This window comes from Micromonospora antibiotica, assembly GCF_017599305.1.
GTDB lineage: Bacteria > Actinomycetota > Actinomycetes > Mycobacteriales > Micromonosporaceae > Micromonospora > Micromonospora antibiotica.
In genome coordinates this window covers 41,828-64,819 of sequence record NZ_JAGFWR010000013.1, presented here as the reverse complement: position 1 = coordinate 64,819, position 22,992 = coordinate 41,828, and the positions used below count along the sequence as shown (strand labels likewise).

Here is a 22,992-nt window from a genome sequence, read left to right as displayed (position 1 = left end):
CGACCTGCGGATCTTGCCATCGGGATCTAGCGTGGAAGGAGCCTGTCCACCGGCAGTAAAGGATCATCGATGTTGCGCAAGCATCTGGTCGGATTGATCGTCGGCGTCGTCGTCATCGTCGGGCTGGGGGCCGCCGCCGTGGTCTGGCTCACGCTCAACAAGCCGGAGTCGACCGGGCCGGGTTCGGACGCGGCGGCACCGGCCGGGGCAACCGCCGCCGGGCCCACGCAGCCGGCGTCCGGCAGCCCCGCCCCGGCGACCGACGGGCCCGACGCGGACGCGGGCACGGCCGCTTCGGCGTCGCCGGAGGCCGGCCCACGGCGGATGAGTCGCCTCCTCTACGACGACGGGCAGAACACGGCGACCGTCACGGGTCTGGAGGTGACGGCGGGTACGGTGCGGGTGCAGCTGCGTTATGCGACCCGGTCCCCCGGCGGCTGGGTGCTCAGCTGCCCGGCCCGGGCGGCGGATCTCCAGTCGTCGCATCTGACGCTGGGCGACGGCCGGGAGGTCTTCCCGGTCGACACGTACTGCGCGTCGCAGCGGCCCGGCACGGATTTCACCCTGCGGCCCGGTGCGGTCCTGGAGAGCTGGGGCGTGTTCCCGGTCGTGCCGTCCGGCGACAGCCCCTTCTCCCTCACCTGGTACGACCTGGGCACCGTGGAGGGGCTGAAACTCTGAGCGGGCCGAGGCGCCGGCAGTGGCCGGGTCAGTGCGACGGGGACGACTCCGCCAGGTCGGTGTCGGCTGTGGGTGGGGCGGAGCTGCGGGCTTCGGTGGCGCACACCCCGGCGAGCAGGTCGGCGGTGCTGTGCGCCCGCACGTCGGCGTACGTGCCGTCGGCGAACCGGGCGACGACGGCCCGGACGTGCCGCTCGGCGGTGTCGGCGAGCCCGTCGTAGACGGCGGCGAAGGTCTCCCGGGCGGGGCCGCGCAGCCAGCCGGCGGGCAGCAGCCGCAGCGGTAGCTGCGGGTCGAGGGTGGGGAAACGCCGGAAGGTGTCCATCACCTCGGTCCGGGCCCGCACCGCCTCGGCGCCGTCGACCTGACCGGCGGCGATCCGCGGCAGGAGGGGCCGCCAGCGCCGCAGGAAGCTCTCGTACTGGGCGGCGACGGCCGCGACGTCCCAGGCGTCGAGCGGGTCGCGCCCGGCGACCGCGTCGAGGTCGACCCGCCGGCCCCGGAAGACGGTGACCGCGCCGAGGTGCAGCTGGGTGAGCTGGGCCCGGGCCTTCGGGGTCAACTCGTGCGGGGAGATCCACAGCCCGTCGTACAGCGGCGCGTAGCCCAGCCAGCGCAGCCGGCCACGCAGGGCCCGCCGTTGCGCGCTGCGCTCCTGCGGCAGGGAGAAGGCGACGAGCGTCCAGCACTCGTCCCACGGTTGGGTCGTGGTGGTGGCGGCCATCACCCAGCTGCCGCCGACGGAGAGGCTGACGGCGGCGGACCGGCTGAGCCGGTACGAGCTGCGCCGCCCCTGCCGGCTGCCCTCCAGGACGCCCCGGCGGGCCAGTCGGCTGATCACGGTCCGCGCGCCGGCGAGGCTGACGTGCGACTCGGCCAGCAGCGCGACGATGGCGGCGGACGGCAACCAGGCGCGGGTACGCAGGGTGTAGTCGGCCAGCAGGGTCACCGCGACGCCCTGGGGCGAGTTGCCGGCCTGCCGCCGGGGCAGCCGTACCGGGTGGTCCCCGTCGTCGGGGAATATCTCCTCGATGTCGAACGGGTGTGGCACGGGACGCTCCGGGCTCGGCTCGGCGACGGTGGCACCGACTGTAGACGGCGTACCCGGGCCCGCCTACCGGGCGTGGTTCCACGGTGGACCGGGCGTACGTCGGTGATCGACCAGTGTATCGAGGCTATTCGATTGACACTTGTCGGACCGAAGAGAACACTAAGTGCCATGCAATGCCACCTCGGGCCGGGGCAGGGCATGCCGGACGCCAAGGGCCGGCGCGGACGACACGGGCATCCGGGCGCACCCGTGCCGCGCGGCCGATCTCAACCTGTGAGGGAGTCACGCCCCATGAGAATCAGACGGAAACTGTTACTCGCCCTGGCGGCGCCACTGGTGGCCACGCTGACGGCCGCCGCCCTGGTGGTACCGACGCTCCAACCGGCGTACGCCGCGTCGTTGGTCGAGGTGACCAACTTCGGCGACAACCCCGGCCGGATGCGGATGCACATCTACGTACCGAACACCCGCCCGACCAACCCGGCGGTCGTGGTCGCCATGCACGGTTGCGGCGGCACCGGCCCCGGTTTCTACTCCAGCAGCGAGTTCGCCTCGCTGGCCGACCGGTACGGCTACATCGTGATCTACCCGTCCGCGACCCAGCAGGCCGGCTTCGGCAACTGCTTCGACACCTGGTCGGACGCCGCGAAGCGCCGGGGCGGTGGCAGTGACCCGGTGTCGATCGTCTCGATGATCAACTATGCCCAGCGGCAGTACGGCGGCGACCCCCGCCGGGTGTTCGCCACCGGCAGTTCCTCCGGCGGCATGATGACCAACCACATGCTGGCGCTCTACCCCGACGTGTTCGCCGCCGGGGCCGCCTTCATGGGGGTGCCCTACAACTGCTTCGCCAACGCCGCCGACTACCCGCCCGGCGCCAGCCAGTGCACCGGCGGGAACATGAACCGCACCCCGCAGCAGTGGGGTGACGCGGTCCGCCAGCAGGCGTACCCCGGTTACTCCGGTCCCCGGCCGAAGGTGCAGCTGTGGCACGGCACCGCCGACACCCTGGTGCCGTACTCGCTGCTCCAGGAGACCATCGAGCAGTGGACCAACGTGTTCGGGCTCAGCCAGACACCCACCTCCACCGACACCCCCCAGGCCAACTGGAACCGCCGCCGCTACGCCGACGCCAGCGGCAACGTCCTCGTCGAGGCGTACAGCGTCCAGGGTGCCGGGCACAGCCTGCCCTCCGGTGGGATGGCCGCCGTCGCCCTCGGGTTCTTCGGCCTGACCAACCCGACCCCGACCACGCCGCCGCCGACCACCCCGCCGCCGACCACCCCGCCTCCTACCACGCCGCCGCCGACGACCCCGCCGCCGACGACCACCCCGCCGCCCAGCTCCGGGGCCTGCCGGGTCACCGCCAGCGTCAACGCCTGGAACAGCGGCCTGACCGAGAACCTGACCATCACCAACACCGGTTCCAGCGCCGTCAACGGCTGGTCGCTGGTCTTCACGCTGCCCGGCGGGCAGAGCATCACCTCCGGGTGGAACGCCTCCTACTCCCCCTCGTCCGGCCAGGTGACGGCCCGTAACGCCAGCTACAACGCCGCCATCCCGGCCGGCGGGTCGGTCGACATCGGATTCCAGGCCAACCACACCGGCAACACCGCCAAGCCCACCTCGTTCACCCTCAACGGCGCGGCCTGCACGGTCGCCTGACCCCGCCTACGGGTGCGGGGACGGTCCCCGCCCGACCACACCGCCACCACGACTCTCCCCCGCCCGCCGTCGGGCGGGGGAGAGCGCGACGACGGTGCCGCAAGCACGGCAGCCGTGCGGAAAGCACGACGGCGGTGCGGCAAGCACGGCAGCCGTGCGGAAAGCACGACGGCGGTGCGGCAAGCACGGCAGCGGGTGGGAAGCGCCGAGCGCGGTGGCGGCGGGTCCGGCGGCGACAAGCACTCCGACATCGACCCCGGCCATTTCGGAAAACGTACGCGGCCGGTGCGACACCCCCGTCGTAGTACCCTGTCGGCCAGCGTTCCGGCAAGGCGGAAGGACCTCCCGTGGCGGCGTTCTACCTCTCCTCCATCGCCCATCTGCACGGGACGAAACACCTCGTCCGGGAGCTGGACGAGGTGGGTGCCGACAATCCACGGCTGCTCGACGACGGGCTGGAGTCGTATGGAGTGACGACAATGTCCTCGATCGAGATGGCCGGCGAGGTCGGTGCGCGTGCGCTCGCCGGCGGGCTGGTGCCGGACGCGATCGTCTACGCGACGGAGACCGCCGACGGGGACGGCGTACGCAGGAACAACGTGCGCCTCGCCCGGGCCGTGGACGCACCCGGCGCCGCGACCCAGACCGTCGCCGGTCACGGGTGCGCCAACCTCGGCCTGCTGCTGGGCACGGTGCAGGGGCTGTTCGCGACGACCGACGTCGACACCGTCCTCGTCGTCACCGCGGACCGTGTCGTCGGTCGCGGCCGGATGATGGACGCGGAGCTGTCGGTCCTCAGCGACGGTGCCGCCGCAGCCCTGGTGACCCGGCACCGGCCGGCGGGTGACGGGCTCGTCCTGCTCGTCAACGGCATGGCGCTGCGCAGCGACTGGCGCGGTGACCTCACCGACAACAGCCCCGCCGCGCAGCGCCGCAACGTGCTGCTCGGCCGGTCGGCCGTCAAGGCCGCCCGGGAGGCCACCGGTCGCGGTCCGCGCGACTTCACCCACGCCCTGTTCAACAACTACCGGCTGCCCGCCCAGCGGTTCCTCACCGGCGCGGCCGGCTACTCCTTCGACCAGCTGCTGCCCGGTCGCCTGGCCGCGCACGCCCACGAGTTCGCCGCGGACCTGCTCGTCAACGCCGACCTGCTGGCCGCCGACGGCGTGCTCACCGCCGGCGACAGGTTGGCGCTCGTGGCCACCGGACCGCACTCCTGGGCCGTGATCGACGCCGAGGTCGTCGGCTAGGCCCGGTATCGCAGCAGGTGGTGACTGGACTCGCCGCATTCGGCGGTTCCCGCACCTCAGCGGGGTCCGTCGGCGGCGACCGAGGCCAACCACAGGTAGTCCACCTTGCCGTTCTGGTTGAGGGGCATCGCCTCGAGCCACTCGACCCGGGTGGGCGTCATGTACGGCGGCAGCACCCCGCGCAGCTCCGTGACCACCCGCGCCGGCTCGGTGTCGCCGGTGCAGAACGCCACCAGCGACTCGGCCGGGGCCTGCCCGAGCAGGACGACGGCAGCGTCGATGACGCCGTCCAGCCCGCGCAGCGCCGCCTCGATCTCGCCGAGTTCGACGCGGTAGCCGCGGATCTTGACCTGCCGGTCGAGGCGGCCCAGATGGACCAGGTGGCCGTTCTCGACCCGGACCCGGTCACCGGTGCGGTACCAGTGCGCCGGGGTGAGCGGTCCGGTCCCGTCGTAGACCCGCGCACGGTCGTCGCCCCCGTCGAAGCTGAGGAAGCGCGCGGTGTTCTCCTCGGGATCGAGGTAGCCCGCGAACCGCTGGACGCCCCGCACGCACAGCTCGCCGTCGCGCCCGGCCCGGCCGTCGCGGTCGACCAGGATCCAGTCGTGCTCGGGCAGCACCAGCCCGATGGGCACCGTCGCGTTGCTCGTCGTCGGCCAGTCGGCCGGTGACCGGGGTAGCCGGTACTCGGCACAGCTCACGGTGAGTTCGGTCGGACCGTACACGTTCTCGATCACGCTGCGCGGCGCCGCCGCGTGCCACACGGCCGCCTGCTCACGGGTGAACGGCTCCCCGATGAAGATGCTCCAGCCGAGGTCGGGCATGGCGTCGGGGGCGAGCAGCCGCAGCCGGCGCGCGTAGGAGACCTGCGACGGCACCGAGAACCAGTGGGTGATCCGTCGCTCGTTGACGAACGTCGCCGGACGCAGGAGTTCCCTGGCGGTGGCGACCACCAGCGTCGCGCCGCTGCTCCAGGCCGCGAACAGGTCGAACACGGACGGGTCGAAGGTCAGGTCGAAGTTCTGCGTGAGCCGGGAGCCGACGCCGATGTCGTAGCGGCGCACCACGTGCTGCACGTAGGCGGCGGCACTGCGGTGGGCGACCGGCACCCCCTTGGGCACTCCGGTGGAGCCGGAGGTGAACAGGAGGTAGGCGACGTCGTCGCCGGTGACCGTCCGTCCGCCGTCGTCGGGTCCGCCGCCGGCCACCGGCCGGTCGTCGTCCGGGTGGACCAGCCGGACGCCCACGTCGGCCAACGCACCGAGGAGGGCCGGATCGACCTCGTCGACGACGACGGCGGCCAGGCCGGCCCGGCGCGCGATGCCGGCGTTGCGCGTCACGGGAGCGCCGGGGTGCAGGGGCACCACGGTCGCGCCGAGCCGGAGCACCGCCAGATAGGCGAGGTACGAGGTCACGGAGCGGGTCGAGAACAGCCCGACGCGGGTGGCGCCGGGGGCCGTGGCGGCGATCCGCGCCGCGAGGAGGCCCGCGCGTCGCCAGAGTTCCGGGTAGCTCAGGAACTGGTCGCCGACTTCCAGCGCGACCGCCTCCGGATGGTCGGCAACCGATCGCCGCACCAACCCGGCGAGGTCGACGGCGGTCCCCACGCCCATGAACCGACACCCCCATATATCGACCGACATCTACCGGTGCGTCAGGGAAGGTACCCCACGATCCACCCGTCGCCGACCCCTCCCGGCTGGGCGGACGGCCATCCGACAGTCGTCCACACTATCGACGTTCTTACATATAGATTTAGGTCACGATCCGGTAACGCTGCCCCAACTTGGGAGATTTCATCCACTTGAGAGGGTTGCCGGGGCATGGAAAATGGTGTCCAGGAAACCACCTATTCACATTCGGCGTCGAATGCGTGCCAATGTCGGCCTTCGATGCCTGTGTCCTCCCTGTGATCTGTGCCGACGTCTTCCCTGACCGCTGATAAGGAGACATCCGTGGCGATAACCCTCAAGCCACTCCATCCGCTCTTCGTCGCAGAGGTGACCGGCGTCGACCTGACCACGCCCGTACCGGAGGACGTCTTCGCCGAGATCCACGCGGCCTTCGAGCGCTACGCGGTCCTCGTCTTTCCCGACCAACCGGTCACCGACGAGCAGCAGACCAGCTTCAGCAGGCTGTTCGGGCCGCTGGAGACCGCCCCGAACTTCGCCGGCACGGCGCTGCGGCTGAGCAACGAGTTCACCGACATCTCCAACCTCGACCACGAGGGCAAGCTCCTCGACCCCGAGGACCGCCTCACCCGCTACAACCTGGGCAACCAGATGTGGCACACCGACAGCTCCTTCAAGGCCGTCCGGGCGAAGTGTTCGCTGCTGTCCGCCCGGGAGATCCCCCCCACCGGAGGCGAGACCCAGTACGCGGACATGCGCGCCGCCTACGACGCACTGCCGCCGGAGCGCAAACGCCAGGTCGAGAACCTCGTCGCCGAACACAGCATCGCCCACTCCCGGGCGAAGTCCGGGTTCGACAGCTTCAACTCCGACATCGCCACCGCGCTGCCGCCGGTGCCGCAGCGGGTCGTCGACCACTACCCGGGTTCCGGCCGCAGCAGCCTCTTCCTCGCCTCACACGCCTCACACATCGTCGGCTGGCCGGTCGAACAGGGGCGGGCCCTGCTCGAAGAGCTGATCGAGTTCGCCACCCAGGACCAGTTCGTCTACACCCACCACTGGCGCGTCGGCGACCTCACGGTATGGGACAACCGCTGCACCATGCACCGCGGCCGCCCGTACGACCTGCGGCAACGGCGGGTCCTGCACCGTACGACGGTGTCCGACGTCGTCACCAACTACCAGGTGACGATGGCGCACGCGGAGTCTCGCGGATGACCGCCACCCGGCGGCTGGTCATCGTCGGCGGTGGTCACATGGGGTTGGCGATCATCCGGGGGCTGCTCGGCGGACCGGCCGGTCCGGAACTCGTCGTGGTCGAGCGCAGTGCCGCCCGACGCGAACTCCTCGCCGAACTCGACGGGCTCACGGTCGTCGCCCACCTGGATCTGGCCGACGGCGACTTCGTCGTGCTGGCCGTCCCGCCGCAGGTCTTCGCCGAGTTCGCCGACGCCGAGCGCCACCGGTTCACCCCGGGGACGCCGGTGCTGTCGGTGATGGCCGGCCTCACCGCCGAGACGATCGCCACAGCGCTGGGCACCACGCAGGTCGTCCGGTCCATCCCCAACACACCGTCCGAGGTGTTCCAGGGGATGTCGGTCTACCACGCCGGCCCGCAGGTGTCGGCGGAGACCACTGCCCAGGCGGAGGCCCTGCTGGGAGTGATCGGCCGGGTGCTGCGGGTCGACCGCGAGGAACTGGTCGACGACGCCACCGCGATCTGCGGCGGCGGACCAGCGTTCGTGAGCTACATCGTCGACGCCTTCTGCCAGTTCGCCGCCGCCCGGGGCTTCGGCGAGGCGGCCGGCCGGGAGATGGCGGTGCAGGTGTTCGGCGGGACCGCGACCCTCATCGCGGAGAGCGGGAAACCGCCGATGCAACTCTGCCACGAGGTGATGACGCCCAACGGCACCACCGAGCGCGGCATCGCCGCGTTCGACGCCGCCGGGCTGAAGGGCTCCATCCTGACCGCGCTCACCGCCGCCGCGCAGCGCTCACGGGAACTGGCCCGCCCCCACGGGCCCGGATGCGCGGTGGGGTGAGGTGTCCCCCACGTACGACGTGGTGGTCGTCGGGCTCGGGATCATGGGTGCGTCGGCGCTCCACCAGCTCAGCCGGCGGGGAGCGCGGGTGTTGGGCGTCGAGGCCCACGGACCGTTGCACGACCTGGGTTCCTCGCACGGCCAGACCCGCATCTTCCGGCGGGCGTACTGGGAGGGCGAGCAGTACGTCCCGCTGCTGGACAGCTCGTACCAGGGGTGGCGGGAACTCGACGCCGCGACCGACGAGACGATCGCGCTGCGCACCGGCGGCCTGTTCGTCGGCTCCCCCGACTCCAAGCTGGTGCAGGGCTCCCGGGACACCGCGCTCCGGTGCGGGATCAACCACGAGTACCTCGACGCGGGCGAGATCACCAGCCGGTTTCCCGCCTTCCACGTCCAGCCCGACGCGGTCGCCGTCCACGAGCCGGACGCGCTGATGCTCTTCGCCGACAACGCCCGGCTCACCTACCTGACGCGGGCGACCGCCGCCGGCGCCCACCTGGTCCACGGACGTGCCGTGCGTACGCTCTCCCCCGGCTCCGGGGGCACCGTAACGGTCGTCGGCGACGGGTGGGAGGTGAGCTGCGGCGCGGTGGTGCTGACGGTCGGCGGCTGGGTGGGTCGCTTCCTGCCCGGTGAGATCGCCCCCGCCGTCACCCCGATGCGCATTCCCGTCTTCGAGTTCGACGTGGCCGAGGCGCGGGAACGCGACCACCTGCCCGGACGCTTCCCGGTCTTCCTCTACGAGGACGCCGGGGGAGCCCTGGTCTACGGGCTCCCCCGCTGGCGGTCGGTCGACGGCGGGCTGAAGATCGGCTTCCACAACCGGCAACTGTCACCGCAGGACGTCGACGGTGACCGGCGTCCACCCAGCGACGCGGAGCAGCATGAGCTGTGGCGGACGATCAGCCCGGTGCTGCCCGCCGTCCAGCCCACGGGCCGGGGCCGCTCCTGCATCTACACGATGTCGGCCGACGAGAGTTTCCTCATCGGCCGCTCCCGGGAACTCGACGGCGTCTGCTACGCCAGCGCCTGCTCCGGCCACGGCTTCAAGTTCGCCCCGGGCATCGGGGAGGTCCTGGCGCAGCTCGCGCTCGACGGACGGTCGACGGTGGACATCGCCGCGTTCAGCCCCGACCGGCTCTGACGCCCCGCCGGGTCGAGCCGCGCCGTGCGCGCCCCGACCCGACCACCCGCAGTGGTGGCCCGTGCGGGACCGGTCAGACCGCGGCGATGAGGCGTTCGAGGGCGAGTTGCAGGCGCTTCGGGTCCTGGGCGAAGCAGATCCGGAAGTAGCCGTCGAATCCGTCGCCGAACGCGGAGCCGGGCGCGATGCCGACCCCGGCACGGGCGACGAGCTCCTTGGCGTACGCCAGGGAGTTGTCGACGCCCTCGATCCGGAAGAACGAGTAGAAGGAGGCCGGGACGTCCGGCGCGAGGATGCGCGGGTGGCCCTGGAAGGCGTCCGCCACGGTCTCCCGGCCCCGCGCGCTGCGCTCCACCATCTCGGCCACGAACGGCTCACCCTCGCGGATCGCCGCGACCCCCGCGTGCTGCACGAAGGTGGCCGACCCGGTGCTGTTGATCGCGCTGAGGTTGCCCACCTGGTGGGCCAGGCCGGCGGGGTGCACCAGCCAGCCGAGCCGCCAGCCGGTCATCGACCAGGTCTTGGAGAAGCTCTGCACGACGAAGAGCGCGTCGTTGTCGTCGGCGACCTCCAGCATCGACGGCGTCGCGACGGACCCGTCGAAGACCAGCCGGTTGTAGACCTCGTCGGAGATGATCCAGATGCCCTTGCGCCGGGTCAGCTCCAACAGTTCCCGCTGCTGGGCCGAGGTCATCGTCCAGCCGGTCGGGTTGCCGGGTGAGGCCAGGAACACCGCGCGCGTCCGGTCGTCGCAGTTCGCCTCGACCTGGTCGAGATCCAGCGACCAGCCGTCCGGGTCGGCTTCGAGGTTGACGAACCGTACGGTCGCGCCCATCGACTCGACGGCGATGACGATGTTCGGCCACACCGGCGCCACGACGACGACGTTGTCCCCCGGCTCCACCAGGCACTGCAACGAGATCATGATGGAGGTCATCCCCGACGAGGTCGCCGACAACCGCTCCAGCTCGACCTCCACCCCGTTGGTACGCCGGTGGTACTCCTGGATCGCCTGCCGCAGCGGTGCGATGCCCCGGCGGTCCGCGTAGCGGGTCTTGCCCTGGGCCATGGCGAGTTCGGCGGCCTGCCGTACGACCAGCGGGGTGGGGAGATCCGACTCACCGAAGCAGAGACTGACGGCATCGGGATAGTCCTGGCACAGGCGCGCGACGGCCACGATCTCCTGCGTCCGCATGTGCGCCAGGGCGGCGCGGAACGGGGGGACGTCGTTGCGCGGGGCGGTCGGCATGGGTGGGTCTCCTTGACGGCTGGGGCGCACGTCCGGCGCGGGGAATGGGCGACGCATCGAAGTCTGGCGTTGTCAGCGCACCCGCGGCAATCGGATCCACGGCCACGGATTGGCCATCTCCCCGACCGGAACCTCGATCACCGTCGGCACCCGCTCCCGGGCGAGGCCCTTCTCGATCTCGGCCCGCAACTCCTGCGGGTCGTGGGCGCGGACACCGACCGCGCCGAACGCCTCCGCGAGCTTGACGAAGTCGGGGTTGTGCAGTTCGGTGCCGATCGTCTGGGTCAGGAACTTGCGCTGGGCGCGCTTCACGTTGGCGTAGGACCCGTCGTCGAAGACGACGGCGACGACCCCGATCCCGTGCTGGACCGCCGTCGCCAGCTCCGTCGCGGTGAACAGGAAACCGCCGTCACCCGAGATGGACAGCACCGCGCGGTCCGGGTAGGCGACCTTGACACCGAGCGCCGCCGCGAACCCGAAACCGAGCGCCCCGACGTACGTCGGCAGCACGTAGGTCGACGGGCGCAGCACCGGGAACATCAGCCGGGCGACGTAACCCACCTGGGTCATCTCGTCGACGAAGAACCCGTCCTCGGGCAACGCGGCCCGCATCGCCCGGACGAGGTCGACCTGGGGGGCGAGCTTGTCGAGCTCGGCGTCCACCGCGTGCCGGGCGTCCTCGACCGCGGCCCGCCACTGCGGCCGCCGCCCCACCGGCGGCAGCCCGTCGAGCAGCGCGCGGAGCACCTCGGTGGCGTCCCCCACCAGGGACACCGCCGGCGGGGACACCCGGTGGATCTCCTCCTCGTCGAGGTCGACGCGGATGATCCGCAGACCCTCGGTGCCCCACTCGACCTGGGGCCGCAGCAGCCGGGTCCCGACGGCCAGGACGACGTCGGCGTGCGGCCACAACCGGTGTGCGACGGGCAACGACACCGACAGCTCATGGTCGTCACGCAGCACCCCGCGCCCGCCCAGCTCCGTCGTGACGGGCGCCTGGAGCAGCTCTGCGAGCCGGGCGACCTCCGCCGTCGCGCCGCGCGCCCCGCTGCCGACGAAGATGACGGGCGCGCGGGCGGCGACCAGCTCCGCGCGGGCCGCCTCGACGGCGCGCGGGTCCGGCGGCGCGGGGGGCGGCGACGCCGGCCACGGTGGGGCGGCGGTGACCTCCGCGGCCAGCACGTCGGTCGGGATCTCGATCGCGACGGGCCGGGGGCGGTGGTGGCCCAACCGGTGGAACGCCTCACCGAGCACGTGGGTGATCGCGGCGGGCTCCTCGACCCGGGCCGCCCACCCCGTCAGCGACCGGAGCACGCCCAACTGGTCGGGGATCTCGTGCGGGACACCCAGGTTCCGCCCGAGCACCGGGGTGGGGATCTGGGTGGCGACGCACAGCACCCGGGCGTCGCCCGCGTAGGCGGTGGCCAGCCCGGTCAACGAGTTGAGCACGCCCGGCCCGGAGATGACGAGGTACACGCCGACCCGGCGGCTGGCCCGGGCGTACCCGTAGGCCATCAGCGCGGCGGCCTGCTCGTGCCGGGTGTGCACCACCCGGATCGTCGTGTCGGCGAGCGCCGCGAAGATGGCGTCGTGCTGCTCACCCGGCACGGTGAAGACGACCTCCACCCCTTCCTCGACGAGTTTCGCGACGAGGTGCTCTCCGACGTTCATGCGGCCTCACCAATCGCTCTCGGCACCGACGGATCTCGGACTTCCCGGCCGGTTGCCGGCGGCGACGGTGTCCACCGCCCGGCCGCGACACCCGGCCGCACCGGCCCGGCCGCCGTCCGGCGCACACCTGTGGACCCGGCACGTCGACGCGTCCCGCACCACGGACTGCCACAATTCGCCGGAATGGACGTGATCGGCACGAAGGGTGGCGACAGTTCCAGCGGGTCGGCCTTCCAGGAGGATTCGTCGCGCAGAAGTGGCACTCAGGGTGGTGTTCGGTGAGGCGAAGTCGGTGCCGTGGTGCGTCATGTCCGATGCTGCGCTGCGCATTGCGGTGTCGACCGACAGATCAGAGAACACCGCCGTCAAATGCTAAACGTCAATAACCTGGGCCGCAACCAGCACGGCGTCGATCAATGTCGCCCGTAGCGTGTATGTTGCCGCCATGACGCCCGCCTCCCCGGCTGATTCCGATCGACTCCTGCCGCTGCCCCGCAGCTTCCACCGGGTCCTGGTGATCGCCGCCCACCCGGACGACGCCGAATTCGCCTTCGGCGCCACCGTCGCCCGCCTCACCGGCGAGGGCGCGCAGGTGACCTATCTGGTCGTCACCGACGGCGCGCAGGGTGGCGAGGATCCGACCGTGCCGGCCCCCGAGCTGACCGCCACCCGGTACGCCGAGCAGCGCGACGCGGCCCGGATGCTCGGGGTCACCGACGTGGTCTTCCTGGGGCTGCCCGACGGCCTGCTCACGGACACCCCCGCGCTCAGACTCGCCCTGACCCGCCAGATCCGGCGGCACCGGCCGGAACTCGTCCTCACCCACCAACCGCTGCGGTCGCTGCAGTTCCCGATCGGTGCGTCCCACCCCGACCACCTCGCCGTCGGGCAGGCCGCGCTGAACGCCGTCTACCCCGACGCCCGCAACCCCCGGGCCTTCCCCGAGCTGCTGGCCGAGGATCTGCCCGCGCACCGGGTGGCCGAGGTCTGGGTGCCCGGGCACGAGCACACCGACCTGCTCGTCGACGTCGGGGAGACCGCCGAGCTGAAGGTGTCGGCCATCCTCGCCCACCGCAGCCAGTTCCGCAGCTCACCGGATCCCCGCGCCGACGTCCAGTGGGTGGTGGACCGGATGCGCGGCAACGGCACGGCCATCGGCTGCGAGTACGCCGAGGCGTACAAACGCATCGTCACGGACGCGGCCGGTGCGGCCGGTCCGACCCCGACGGCCCGACGGCCCACCACCGAGGTCCCGACCCGCACGCCGTGAACCGACCTCCCGGCCGCGCCGCCCGACGAACCCGCCCGGGGCCGGCGGGTGGACGGTGGGGACCCACCATCCACCCGATGCCGCCCCGGCGGCGGGCCCGGACGGTCAGGCCGGGTTGCTCAGCTCGTACAGCCGGGCGGCGAGATCGAACTGGGCCTGGGTGTCGATGTCGATCGTCAGGTTCGTCGCCTGGTGCCAGATCGGGCGGGCGCCGACCAACCCGATGGTCGTCGCCACGTGCCGGGTCATGATCGAGCAGGAGAACCCGAGCTGGTAATAGGTCGGCAGCTCCTGCGAGGGGCGGTGCCAGGGGCCGAACCCGAACCCCATCGGGTTGAAGTTCGGGTCGAGGAGGTACTCCTTCATCGGGTACACCACCACGATCGAGTCCGCAGCGGCGGTGTCGCGGGCCCGCCAGGTACGCACCACCTCCCCGTGCTCGTCGAAGAACGGGTCGGTGGCGTGGCACCACATCACGTCGTCGTCGCCGGGCACCTGCTTGCAGACCTCGTTGACCACGGACTGGAACGGGTACGAGTTCTCCGTGAGGTGCCGGGGCCGGGGCAGATAGGTGGCGCCGTACCGGTCGGCCAACTCCCGGGTCGACGCGTCCTCGGAGGACAGGCAGACGTCGCCCGGATCGTCGGCCAGCCGGGCGAGTTTCTCGACGAGAATGTCGAGCAACGACTTCCCCCCGGCGAACGGACGGTAGTTCTTGTCGGGCACCCTCGTCGACGAACGCTTGGCGGGGATGACGAACTTCATGACGGTCTCCTGTCTCCAGCCGGATGGGTCGTCGCCGGCCGACGGGTCACGGGGACTCGGCGGGCCGGCGACGCGGCCGACCCCCACCCGGTCACCTAGACGGCCAGGTGGCCGACGGTCTCGACGAGTTCACCGAACCGGGCGAGTTCCGCCGCGTCGAGCGTGGAGAAGTACGGGACCATGATCGCCGCGGTCAACCGTTCGGCTTCCAGCCGCTGCTCGCGTACCTCGGCCGGGTCCCGGAACGGCCCCCGGTAGCCCATCCGCTCGGCGTAGGCGGGCCCGGTGCGGGGCGGCGGATGGGGGGCGGCGAGGATCGCGTCGAGCGGCGTGAGGCCACAGGCCAGGATCGCGGCGATGTGGGCGGCGCCGCGCAGTTCGCGGATCAGGTGGATCGTCAACGCGGCCCGGCCGGGCAACGCCACCGGGGGCGGGAGTCCCCGCCAGCCGGTGAAGAGGGCACCCACCGCCGCAGGTGCCGCCTCGACGACGCGGCGGCCCAGGGTGTCGATGACGCCGAGCGTGTCGGGGTCGACGTCCGCGAAGACCCGCTCGCCCCAGCCGGTGATCCGGTCCCGGTAGTGCAGCGCCACGTCGTGGTGGGTCAGGCCCGCCGGCACCGCGAGCCACGCCCGGCGTACCTCCTCGACCGGCTCGAACGCGATCGCCGCCGCCGCCACCTCGACCGGGCAACTGCCGAGCACGCCGGCCCGACCGACGATCCAGAACTGAACCCCGGTCGCGAATCCCAGCTCCACCCCGTACGCGTTGGTGGACTTCGCCATGATCCAGCTGCGACTCAACTGCTGCACCGGCTCACACACCCGGTCGATGGTCTCCGCAGCCGTGGCTGTCGCCATCTGTCCTCCCTCCCTGGCCACCCGCCTGGCAGGGGCGGGGATGGCGTACCGCGTCGGCTCTGCCGCGTGGCCGGACGACCGCCGACGCGCCCGGGGTGCGGCAGCGCGGGTCGCGACGCCGGGCAGGCCCGCCGATCCCGCCGGCCCGGTCAGCCGGGCGAGAGCCACGACGTCAGGACGTCGGCGAGCCGTCGCAGGTCCGGGATGTCGATCCGCTCGGTGGCCTGATGAGCGTCCTCGATGGATCCAGGGCCGAAGACTACCAATTCCTCGGCCAGACCGGAGTACCGCAACGCGTTGGCACCGAAGGGTGCGACCGTGGGTCGGGTGCCGCAGGTCCGCGCCAGGAACTGCACGAGTCCGCTGTCGGGCCGCTGGTAGAACGCGGGCGAGGCGGGCCTGCCGTCGGGCGTACGCGGCAGCAGCGACACCACGTCGCAGGGCACGGGGCAGGCGGCCCGGGCGATGGCGGTCAGCTCGGCCAGCACGTCGACCGGGTCCTCACCGGGGACGATGCGCCGGCCCACGGTGATCGAGCAGCGGTCGGGGATCACGTTGCTGCCGGAGCCGCCCGTGATCTGGGTGACCGACAGCGTGCCGCCGCCCAGCTCGGTGCGCCCCGGGGTCGCGCTCAGCCGCTCGTGGGCGGCGGCGAAGGCGGCGAGCACCGGCACCATCGCGTCGATGGCGTTCACCCCGAGGTCGGGTCGCGCCGAGTGCGCCGCCACCCCGTGCGTCGTCACCTCGATCAGGACGAGTCCCTTCAGCCCGTGCACGGGCCGGAACCCGGTCGGCTCGGCCACCAGGAGCTGGTCGATCCGCAGGCCCTGCTGTCTCGCCCAGGGGGCGAACCGGGTCGCCCCGAGCAGGCCGCCGGCCTCCTCGCCGATCGAGCCGACCAGCAGCAGGGTGGGGTCGGGGCGGCGGCCGTCGCGGTGCATCGCGGCGAGCAGCGCGAGGACCACCCCCATGGTCGCCTTGGTGTCCAGGGCGCCCCGGCCCCAGACGGCGTCGTGCTCGATGCGTCCGTCGAAGGGCGGGTCGGTCATGTGCTCGACGGCGACGGTGTCGGTGTGCACGTCCAGCACCACGAGCCGGTCGGACCGGCCCGGAAAGCGGCCGTAGACGTTGGGTCGGTCCGGCCGGACCTCGTCCAGCACGACCTCGGCGGCACCGCAGCGGTCGAAGCGGTCCGCGAGGTGCCGGGCGATCGCCCCCTCACCGACCGGACCATGCTCCTCGGCTCTCGGCCCGGTGTGCAGCGGGTTGACGCTGGGGATGCGGACGAGCTCGGCGACCGCCTCCGCCAGCACCCGGCCGTCGAGATCCATTGCAGGATTATCGATGCGTGACCCCGGGATGACAATCTCCGCCATCGATGCCTGGCGCGGTCACCCGCCCGGCACCGGATCGGCGTCCGCGCTGTCGAGCAGCTGCCGCAGGCTGCCGTCGACGAAGAACTCCCCCAGGTCGACCGGGACACCGAGGGCGTTCATCCGGGTCACGATCTCCACCGCCAGCTGGGAGGTGCCGCCCGACTCCAGGAACGGCACGTCGGGGTCGACGGTGTCGAGGTCCAGGACCGACTTCCAGGTCTCGACGATCCGGGCGCGGACGTCGTCGCCGTCCGCCCGTTGGCGGGTGACCGTGCCGCCGCCCTCCAGCGCGGACCGGACGGTACGCCGGTCGGCCTTGCCCGGCCCGAGCGTCGCGATCGCGGGCACGAGCTCGATCCGGTGCGGCACGCAGTGCACCGGGGCGTGCCGGCGCACGTGGTCCACGAGGTCGACCGCGCTCGCCGTCGCCCCCGGCCGCAGGACGACGTGCGCGCCGGCGACCGCGCCCAGGGCCGGGTCGGGCAGGCCGACGACGCACGCGTCGAGGACGTCCGGATGGGCGACGAGGATCTGCTCGACCTGCAACGGGAAGACGTTCTCGCCGCCGCAGACGAACATGTCGTCGATGCGGCCGACGAAGAAGTACCAGCCGTCGACCACCCGGAAGATGTCCTTGGTCCGCAGCCAGCCGTCGAGGTAACGCTCGCGCGTCGTCACCGGGTCGAGGATGGTGCCCTCGGAGATGAGGTCGCTGCGCAGCCACAGCTCCCCCTCGGCGCTGTCGCGGCCGGCGTCGTCCAGGACCCGGGCGGTGACCCCGACCCAGGGCCGCCCGCAGCTCTCCAACGGCTGCTGCTCCCCCGGCGGTTGCCCGAGGCACGGCGCGCACTCGGTGAGCGCGTAGACGTTGAGGATCTCGGTGCCGCCGAAGGCCGACCGCAGGCGCTGGAGCAGCTCGGGGGTGGACGGGCCGCTGGCCACCCGGACCGAGCGCAGGTGGCGCAGGTCGAGGTCGCGTAGCAGGGCCACCTCCCGCAGCAGCACGGCCGCCTGCGAGGGGGTGAACAACACGGTCGAGCAGCGGTGGCGGGCCAGCTGACGCAGCACGTGCGCCGGGTGGAAGGCACCGGCGAGCACCCCCGTCCAGCCCCGCAGCAGACCGAGCATGACGCCCGCGTTCATGCCTCCCGTGTGGTAGAGCGACGTGGCCACCAGGTAGCGCGTCGGCGTGCCGGGCTCCCCCGGCGACGAGGCGGTGTAGGCGCCGCTGCGGTAGCGGGACAGCAGGTGGAAGTGCTCGTGGGTCTTGATGATCATCTTTGGTCGTCCGGTGCTGCCCGACGTCGAGAAGGCGACCGCCGGATGCCGGGGCGGCACCTGCTCCGGCAGCGCCACCGGTTCGGCACGCAGGAGTTCCGCGAACGGTCGCCCCCAACGCCCGCTGACCGTGAACCGGTGCGGCACGGCGGAGTCGGCGACCGCGTCGTCCACCCCCGATCCGACGCCCTCGACGATCGCCGCCACGCACCCCACGTCCGCGAGGTACGCCTCAGCCGTCGGCCTCGGCAGCGCCGGGTCGCACAACACGGCGGTCAGGCCGGCCCGGATGGTGCCGTAGACCGCCTGGAGCAGCCCCGGTCCCGGCCGGGTCGAGATCAGCACCCGGTCGGCCGGGGCGAGTCCGAGCGCGGACAGCCCGGCCGCGACCCGGTGCACGGCCTCGTCGAACTCGGCGTAGGTCACCCGGGTCTCGGTGCCGTCGGACTCGGCGATGAAGGCGATCCGATCCGGAGTCGCCACCACGTGCTCACGAAACAGCAGTGCCCCGTTTGTCTGCATCGGACCTCCACAACCATGGACGTCAATGTTCGGACAGAAAGTTACACGACCATTCGGCGGCGGTGGGCCGGCCACCCGGCGCGGCGGGCGCCCCAGCACCGTCCATGTCGGATTCCAGATACTTGTGATCTTGGATGGAGCGTGAAACCTTCTGTGCCATTACCTGGGACGCGACCTGTCGCAGCCGGTCCGTCCCGGGCGGATCGACCCGGCCGTGCCGAGGCGCGACGCAGCACCGAATTGTGGAAACGACCAGGCTCCTGCGACGCCTCGACACCGACGGGACGCCGGACCCGGCGGGCGACCAGCCGAACCCGGGTGCAGCCAGCTCCGTACCGCCCGTCCCCATCCGAAACCCTTCACAGAGAGAGTCCCGACACGTGGATACCGCCCCGTGGGTTGACTTCATGGAACGATGGAACGAGGGACGCGTGAGCGCGGCGGAGCTCACCGACTGGCAGACGACGGCGCTGCGGACGGTGCTCGGCCACGTTCACGACAGATCGCCCTTCTACCGACGGCACCTGGCGGGCGCGAACCTCGACATCGAGGAGCTCGCGGACCTGGCGCACCTGCCCTACACGACCAAGGACGACCTGCGCGAAGCCATGCACGACATGCTCAGCGGGCCGGTCGGCGACGCGCAGTTCTACTTCGAGACCACGGGGACGACCGGCCGACCCACCCCGTGCCCCCGGGCGGCGATCGACTTCGACCTCAACGTGCTGCCGCTGGCGCACGCGCTCGACCGCATCGTGCGCAAGCACTTCCCGGACGGCGGCGAGCGCCCCATCCTGGCCGTGGTGGCCCCCAACGACGTCCACGCGGCCTGCCTGAGCCTGTCCTTCGCCGCGAAGCAGATCGGCATCGCCAAGCTGGACCTGTTTCCGATCACCCCGACCCTCGGGTTCCCCCGGTTCTTCGAGGTGCTCGTCGAGCTGCGGGTCAACATGATCCTCTGCTCGCCGGGGCTGCTGATGGCGCTGGCCGAGATGAGTTCCTCCTACGGTGTGGAGGTGCCGGACGACCTGGCGGTCAAGGTGCTGCTCACCACCGGCGAGATGTGCTCGGACGGCATGGGCCGGTTGCTCGCCCAGACGTGGAACGCCGAGACCTACAACTTCATGTACGGCTCCCAGGAGGCGGGGTGTCCGGCGGTGACCCGCCCGGACGGCACGGTGGTGGCGATCGAGCCCACCTACCTGCTGGAGGTGCTGGACCTGGAGACCGAGCAGACGCTGGGGCTGGAGGGCTACGGCGAACTCTGCCTCACCACCCTGGTGCCCGGCCTCAAGCCCCTCATCCGCTACCGGACCGGCGACCTGGTCTCGATCGTGCCGGACGACTCCGGCCGGCGGATCGTCAAGGTGCTCGGCCGGGTCAAGGACATGACCGAACTCGGTGGCCGCAGGCGTAGCGCCGCCGAGATCGACGACACCATCCTGGCCGATCCGGAGCTCAAGTACGGGTACGAGCTGGAGGTCGACTCGGTCGACGGCCAGGACCGGGTGCAGGTCCGGATCAAGGCCAAGGAGGGCGCCGACCACGACCACCTCAAGACGCTCGTCGCGGACCGGGTCACCGCCGCGTTCGGCGTCCCCACCGAGGTCACCATCCATCCGTTGCTGGATCTGAAGAGCGCCACCGGTGGCTGGGTGAGCTGGAAGACCGCCCGGATCAAGGACCGTCGGGTGCCGCAGTCCGACGACATCGAGTCCCGCTCCGCAGCCGATCTGGCGCGGGCCGTCGAGCGGGCGATCTGAGATGACCGACCATGTGCTGACCGGTGCGACCGGGTTCGTCGGCAGCCACCTGCTGACCGACCTTCTCCTGGACGACACCGCCCTTAACGTGTCCGCGCTGGCCCGGGGGAACTCGCGGCAACCGGCGAGCGACCGGGTCCACGCGGCGTTGGACGAGGCGGGGGGTGACCTGCCACCGGCCCGCCGCCGGATGACCGTGGTGGAGTCGGAACTGACCGAACCGCGCTGCGGGGTCGCCCCCGACGCCGTCCGGCGCGGTGCCGGGCCGCTGGTCTTCTGGCACCTCGCGGCGTCGTTGCAGTGGCGGCGGGGACAGCGCGAACAGGTGTTCCGCACCAACGTCGAGGGCACCCGGCACGCGTTGGAGCTGGCGACGGAGCTCGGTGCCGACCTGTTCGTCTACGTGTCGACGGCGTTCACCTGCGGCACGCTGCACGGCGAGGTGCCCGAGGCGCTGCACCGGCCGCCCCGGTTCAGCAACGTCTACGAGGAGAGCAAGTGCGCGGCCGAGCACCTGGTGGCCGGCTTCGACGGGCCACGGCGGCTGATCCTGCGTCCCTCGATCATCACCGGCACCTCGCACGACTACCGGCCCAGCGGCAGCTACACGGGCCTCTACGGCTTCCTCAGTGAACTGCGCAAGTTCCGGGAGATGCTCGGCGACTCCGACGAGTCGGTCCGCTTCACCGCCGACCGCAGCACCCGGCTGTCCTTCATTCCGGTGGATCACGTCGTGGCGGACCTGCGGGCGATCGTGGCGGCCGAGATGGCGTCGCCGCGGCAGGACATCTACCACGTCAGCGGGCGTTCCGAGGCCGCGACCGGCGACATCCTCGACTACATGCTGAAACTGCTCGGGCTGGAGGACCGCCTGTTCGTCATCAACGAGAGCTTCGACGACCCCTCCACCCTGGAGCGCTTCTTCGCCAAGCGGATCGACTTCTTCTCCGAGTACCTGCGCAGGGAAAAGCGGTTCGTCCGTACCGCCGCGCCGGAGCGCGCCGTTCCGCTCGCGGAACTCGTGAGGTTCATCGATGCCGAGAATGCGCTCTGACCGAACGGGTACCGCCACTCGCGGCGGGCCCGGTCCGGACGGTGTGCCGTCGCCCCGGGGGGCGGGTGCCGGTTCCCCGGCCACGGTGGACCCGGTCGGGAAATCCGTCGGTCGCCGTCCGTACGGACGGCGACCCCACACCTGCCCGCCCGACATCACGTCATTGGGGGCAATAATTGCAGACATTCATCTGCTTGTGATCATGAATGTCTATGTGACACCGTTCGTTGCCGTGACCGGGGGGTACGGCTCGTCGCAAATCCCATTGCCCACCGGTCGAGTCACCATCGGTCCACGGGCGCGATCCGCTGAACCACAGACCGCGCACCTCGGCCCGGCAGTCGCACCAGGATCGCCACACACATCGGGGAAATGGCCATGACCAATGCCGGGTGTCTGTTCATCGTCAGTGCTGGCCCCACGGGACGGATGACCGTCCGAGGATCCCTCGGCGTGACCGCGTCCACCGACGGAGTCCCGCAGGGCGGCGCACGCCCCGGTGGGTCCGATGGCTGAGGCACCGCCCACCGGCACCGACGTCCCCCCGGTGGGCGGCACCGACGGTGACACCTACGAGGCCGAGTTCGGGTGCGGGCACCACTTCCGCCTGTTCGACCGGCCGGGGACCTTCCACGTCAGCCGCGCCGGTATCGCCCTCGGCGACTACCTGGTCCGCAGCCTGCGCGGACGGGACATCACCGGCCGCATCCTGGAGATCGGCACCGGAAGTGGCGCGATCGCGCTGCTGCTGCGCCACCTGGGCGCCACCTCGGTAACCGCCACCGACATCTCCGCCTCGGCCGTCGCCACCGCCCGACAGAACGAACTCGCCAATTTCGGTGTCCCGACCATCGACTTCTGGCACAGCGACCTCTTTCCGCCCGCCGTGGACGGGGAGCCGGCCCTGTTCGACCTCATCGTGTTCAACCCGCCCGGCTGGCGTACCCCGTCGGACAATCTCATCGCGGAACTCGACGAGAAGCACCATTCGCTCGGCCTGGAGGCGATGTTCTACGGCGACAGCGTCCTGCTGCGCTTTCTGCAACAACTGCCGAACCACCTGACCGCGAACGGACGCGCCATCATCGGGCTGAACTCGCTGATCGGCATCGCCGACATCTTCACCCGTTCCCGGTCGACGCATCCGCCCCAGGACGGCAGCGTCATCCGGTCCCGGCTGCTCGAACGCATCGAGATCCCGCTGCTGTTCTACACCGACGAGTGGTTGCAGGTGAAGAACTCGCTGCTGGCCCAGTTCGAGAAAGGGCGGCAGGAGTACGCCGCCAGCTACGTGACGAAGGGCGACACCATCCACTGGTTCTACGAGATCACCGAGGTCACCGTGCAGGGGCAGCCGACAGCCCCGGTCCTGCCGGGGCGGGAGAACACCCGGCAGCCCGCCGGCCGGGCAGTCCGCGACCTGCCCGGTGGCAACGCGTGCCTGCTCCCGTACGCGGGTGGTCCGGCGCAGTTGGCCCCGGTCGCGCGGCACTCGGGTGAGCCCGAGCCACTGGTCAGCTAGCCATGACCGACCGCACCGGCCCGCACCGACACACGGCGTCGTGGTCGTGGTCGCGGGGCCACCGGCTGTGGGAGCCTGCGGTGGCGGACGTGCCGTGCGGCGGGGGCGACCGGCCGGGCCGGCCCCCAACGTGCTGCGGAAACGGCCGGCCCGGGCGGCTCCGGCCGACCGTCGGTCGGTGGCACCCGGCGGCCC

At 71.6% G+C, this 22,992-nt stretch carries 18 protein-coding genes; 10 read left to right on the top strand and 8 right to left on the bottom strand.

All coding sequences use genetic code 11. The annotated features are described in order from the left end of the window. Window positions 1-69 precede the first annotated feature (69 nt). Window positions 70-681: a hypothetical protein gene (locus tag JQN83_RS21070; RefSeq protein WP_208568863.1), complete on the top strand. Its 612-nt coding sequence runs from the start codon at window positions 70-72 to the stop codon at window positions 679-681. 28 nt (window positions 682-709) lie between these two features. Here the strand turns inward: JQN83_RS21070 and JQN83_RS21065 are convergent, their stop codons facing one another. After that, the gene (locus tag JQN83_RS21065) at window positions 710-1,732 is read right to left on the bottom strand and encodes a PaaX family transcriptional regulator (protein ID WP_208568862.1); all 1,023 of its coding nucleotides are present in this window, start codon (window positions 1,730-1,732) and stop codon (window positions 710-712) included. A gap of 291 nt (window positions 1,733-2,023) precedes the next feature. Between JQN83_RS21065 and JQN83_RS21060 the strand changes: the two genes are divergently transcribed. Together JQN83_RS21060 and JQN83_RS21055 are read left to right on the top strand one after the other, a co-directional pair. Further along, the gene (locus tag JQN83_RS21060) at window positions 2,024-3,397 is read left to right on the top strand and encodes an extracellular catalytic domain type 1 short-chain-length polyhydroxyalkanoate depolymerase (RefSeq protein WP_208568861.1); all 1,374 of its coding nucleotides are present in this window, start codon (window positions 2,024-2,026) and stop codon (window positions 3,395-3,397) included. Window positions 3,398-3,744: 347 nt separating this feature from the next. After that, on the top strand, window positions 3,745-4,647 hold the full coding sequence (locus tag JQN83_RS21055; RefSeq protein WP_208568860.1) for a beta-ketoacyl-[acyl-carrier-protein] synthase family protein: 903 nt from the start codon (window positions 3,745-3,747) through the stop codon (window positions 4,645-4,647). A gap of 56 nt (window positions 4,648-4,703) precedes the next feature. Here JQN83_RS21055 and JQN83_RS21050 read toward each other — a convergent pair whose 3' ends face one another. Continuing rightward, a complete protein-coding gene (locus tag JQN83_RS21050) occupies window positions 4,704-6,260 on the bottom strand; it encodes an AMP-binding protein (RefSeq protein ID WP_208568859.1) in 1,557 nt (518 codons plus the stop codon). Window positions 6,261-6,602: 342 nt separating this feature from the next. On the opposite strand from JQN83_RS21050, the gene JQN83_RS21045 reads away from it, so the two are divergent. The 3 genes from JQN83_RS21045 to solA are packed head-to-tail and all read left to right on the top strand — an operon-like array spanning window position 6,603 to window position 9,467. Then, a complete protein-coding gene (locus tag JQN83_RS21045) occupies window positions 6,603-7,496 on the top strand; it encodes a TauD/TfdA dioxygenase family protein (protein ID WP_208568858.1) in 894 nt (297 codons plus the stop codon). Further along, window positions 7,493-8,320, top strand: a complete 828-nt coding sequence (gene proC, locus JQN83_RS21040) for a pyrroline-5-carboxylate reductase (protein WP_208568857.1) — start codon at window positions 7,493-7,495, stop codon at window positions 8,318-8,320. Before JQN83_RS21045 ends, proC begins: the two co-directional genes overlap by 4 nt. A 1-nt stretch (window position 8,321) precedes the next feature. Then, window positions 8,322-9,467, top strand: coding sequence for an N-methyl-L-tryptophan oxidase (gene solA, locus JQN83_RS21035; RefSeq protein WP_208568856.1), 1,146 nt, complete (start codon window positions 8,322-8,324; stop codon window positions 9,465-9,467). Between the two features lie 73 nt (window positions 9,468-9,540). On the opposite strand, the gene JQN83_RS21030 is transcribed toward solA, so the two are convergent. Beyond that, window positions 9,541-10,716, bottom strand: coding sequence for a pyridoxal phosphate-dependent aminotransferase (locus JQN83_RS21030; RefSeq protein WP_208568855.1), 1,176 nt, complete (start codon window positions 10,714-10,716; stop codon window positions 9,541-9,543). 72 nt (window positions 10,717-10,788) lie between these two features. Further along, window positions 10,789-12,387 carry a thiamine pyrophosphate-dependent enzyme gene (locus JQN83_RS21025; protein WP_208568854.1) on the bottom strand — a complete coding sequence of 533 codons (1,599 nt, stop codon included), beginning with the start codon at window positions 12,385-12,387 and terminating at the stop codon, window positions 10,789-10,791. A gap of 445 nt (window positions 12,388-12,832) precedes the next feature. Here JQN83_RS21025 and JQN83_RS21020 point away from each other — a divergent pair, with 445 nt between their 5' ends. Then, window positions 12,833-13,657, top strand: coding sequence for a PIG-L deacetylase family protein (locus JQN83_RS21020; protein ID WP_208568853.1), 825 nt, complete (start codon window positions 12,833-12,835; stop codon window positions 13,655-13,657). Window positions 13,658-13,762: 105 nt separating this feature from the next. On the opposite strand, the gene JQN83_RS21015 is transcribed toward JQN83_RS21020, so the two are convergent. From JQN83_RS21015 to JQN83_RS21000, 4 genes are all read right to left on the bottom strand, one after another. Further along, entirely contained in the window at window positions 13,763-14,422 is a 660-nt protein-coding gene (locus JQN83_RS21015) for a cytidylyltransferase domain-containing protein (protein WP_208568852.1), read from the bottom strand. A 95-nt stretch (window positions 14,423-14,517) separates the two neighbouring features. Next, window positions 14,518-15,282 carry a helix-turn-helix domain-containing protein gene (locus JQN83_RS21010; RefSeq protein WP_208568851.1) on the bottom strand — a complete coding sequence of 255 codons (765 nt, stop codon included), beginning with the start codon at window positions 15,280-15,282 and terminating at the stop codon, window positions 14,518-14,520. A 149-nt stretch (window positions 15,283-15,431) separates the two neighbouring features. Then, window positions 15,432-16,613 (bottom strand): M20 family metallopeptidase, encoded by a 1,182-nt coding sequence (locus tag JQN83_RS21005; protein WP_208568850.1) that lies wholly within the window; start codon window positions 16,611-16,613, stop codon window positions 15,432-15,434. Between the two features lie 60 nt (window positions 16,614-16,673). Continuing rightward, window positions 16,674-18,458, bottom strand: a complete 1,785-nt coding sequence (locus JQN83_RS21000) for an AMP-binding protein (protein ID WP_208568849.1) — start codon at window positions 18,456-18,458, stop codon at window positions 16,674-16,676. 431 nt (window positions 18,459-18,889) lie between these two features. On the opposite strand from JQN83_RS21000, the gene JQN83_RS20995 reads away from it, so the two are divergent. From JQN83_RS20995 to JQN83_RS20985, 3 genes are all read left to right on the top strand, one after another. Then, complete coding sequence (locus tag JQN83_RS20995; protein ID WP_208568848.1) at window positions 18,890-20,221, top strand: phenylacetate--CoA ligase family protein; 1,332 nt, start codon at window positions 18,890-18,892, stop codon at window positions 20,219-20,221. 1 nt (window position 20,222) lies between these two features. Beyond that, entirely contained in the window at window positions 20,223-21,275 is a 1,053-nt protein-coding gene (locus tag JQN83_RS20990; RefSeq protein WP_208568847.1) for an SDR family oxidoreductase, read from the top strand. Window positions 21,276-21,783: 508 nt separating this feature from the next. Then, complete coding sequence (locus JQN83_RS20985; protein WP_208568846.1) at window positions 21,784-22,797, top strand: N5-glutamine methyltransferase family protein; 1,014 nt, start codon at window positions 21,784-21,786, stop codon at window positions 22,795-22,797. The last annotated feature ends 195 nt before the right edge of the window (window positions 22,798-22,992 follow it).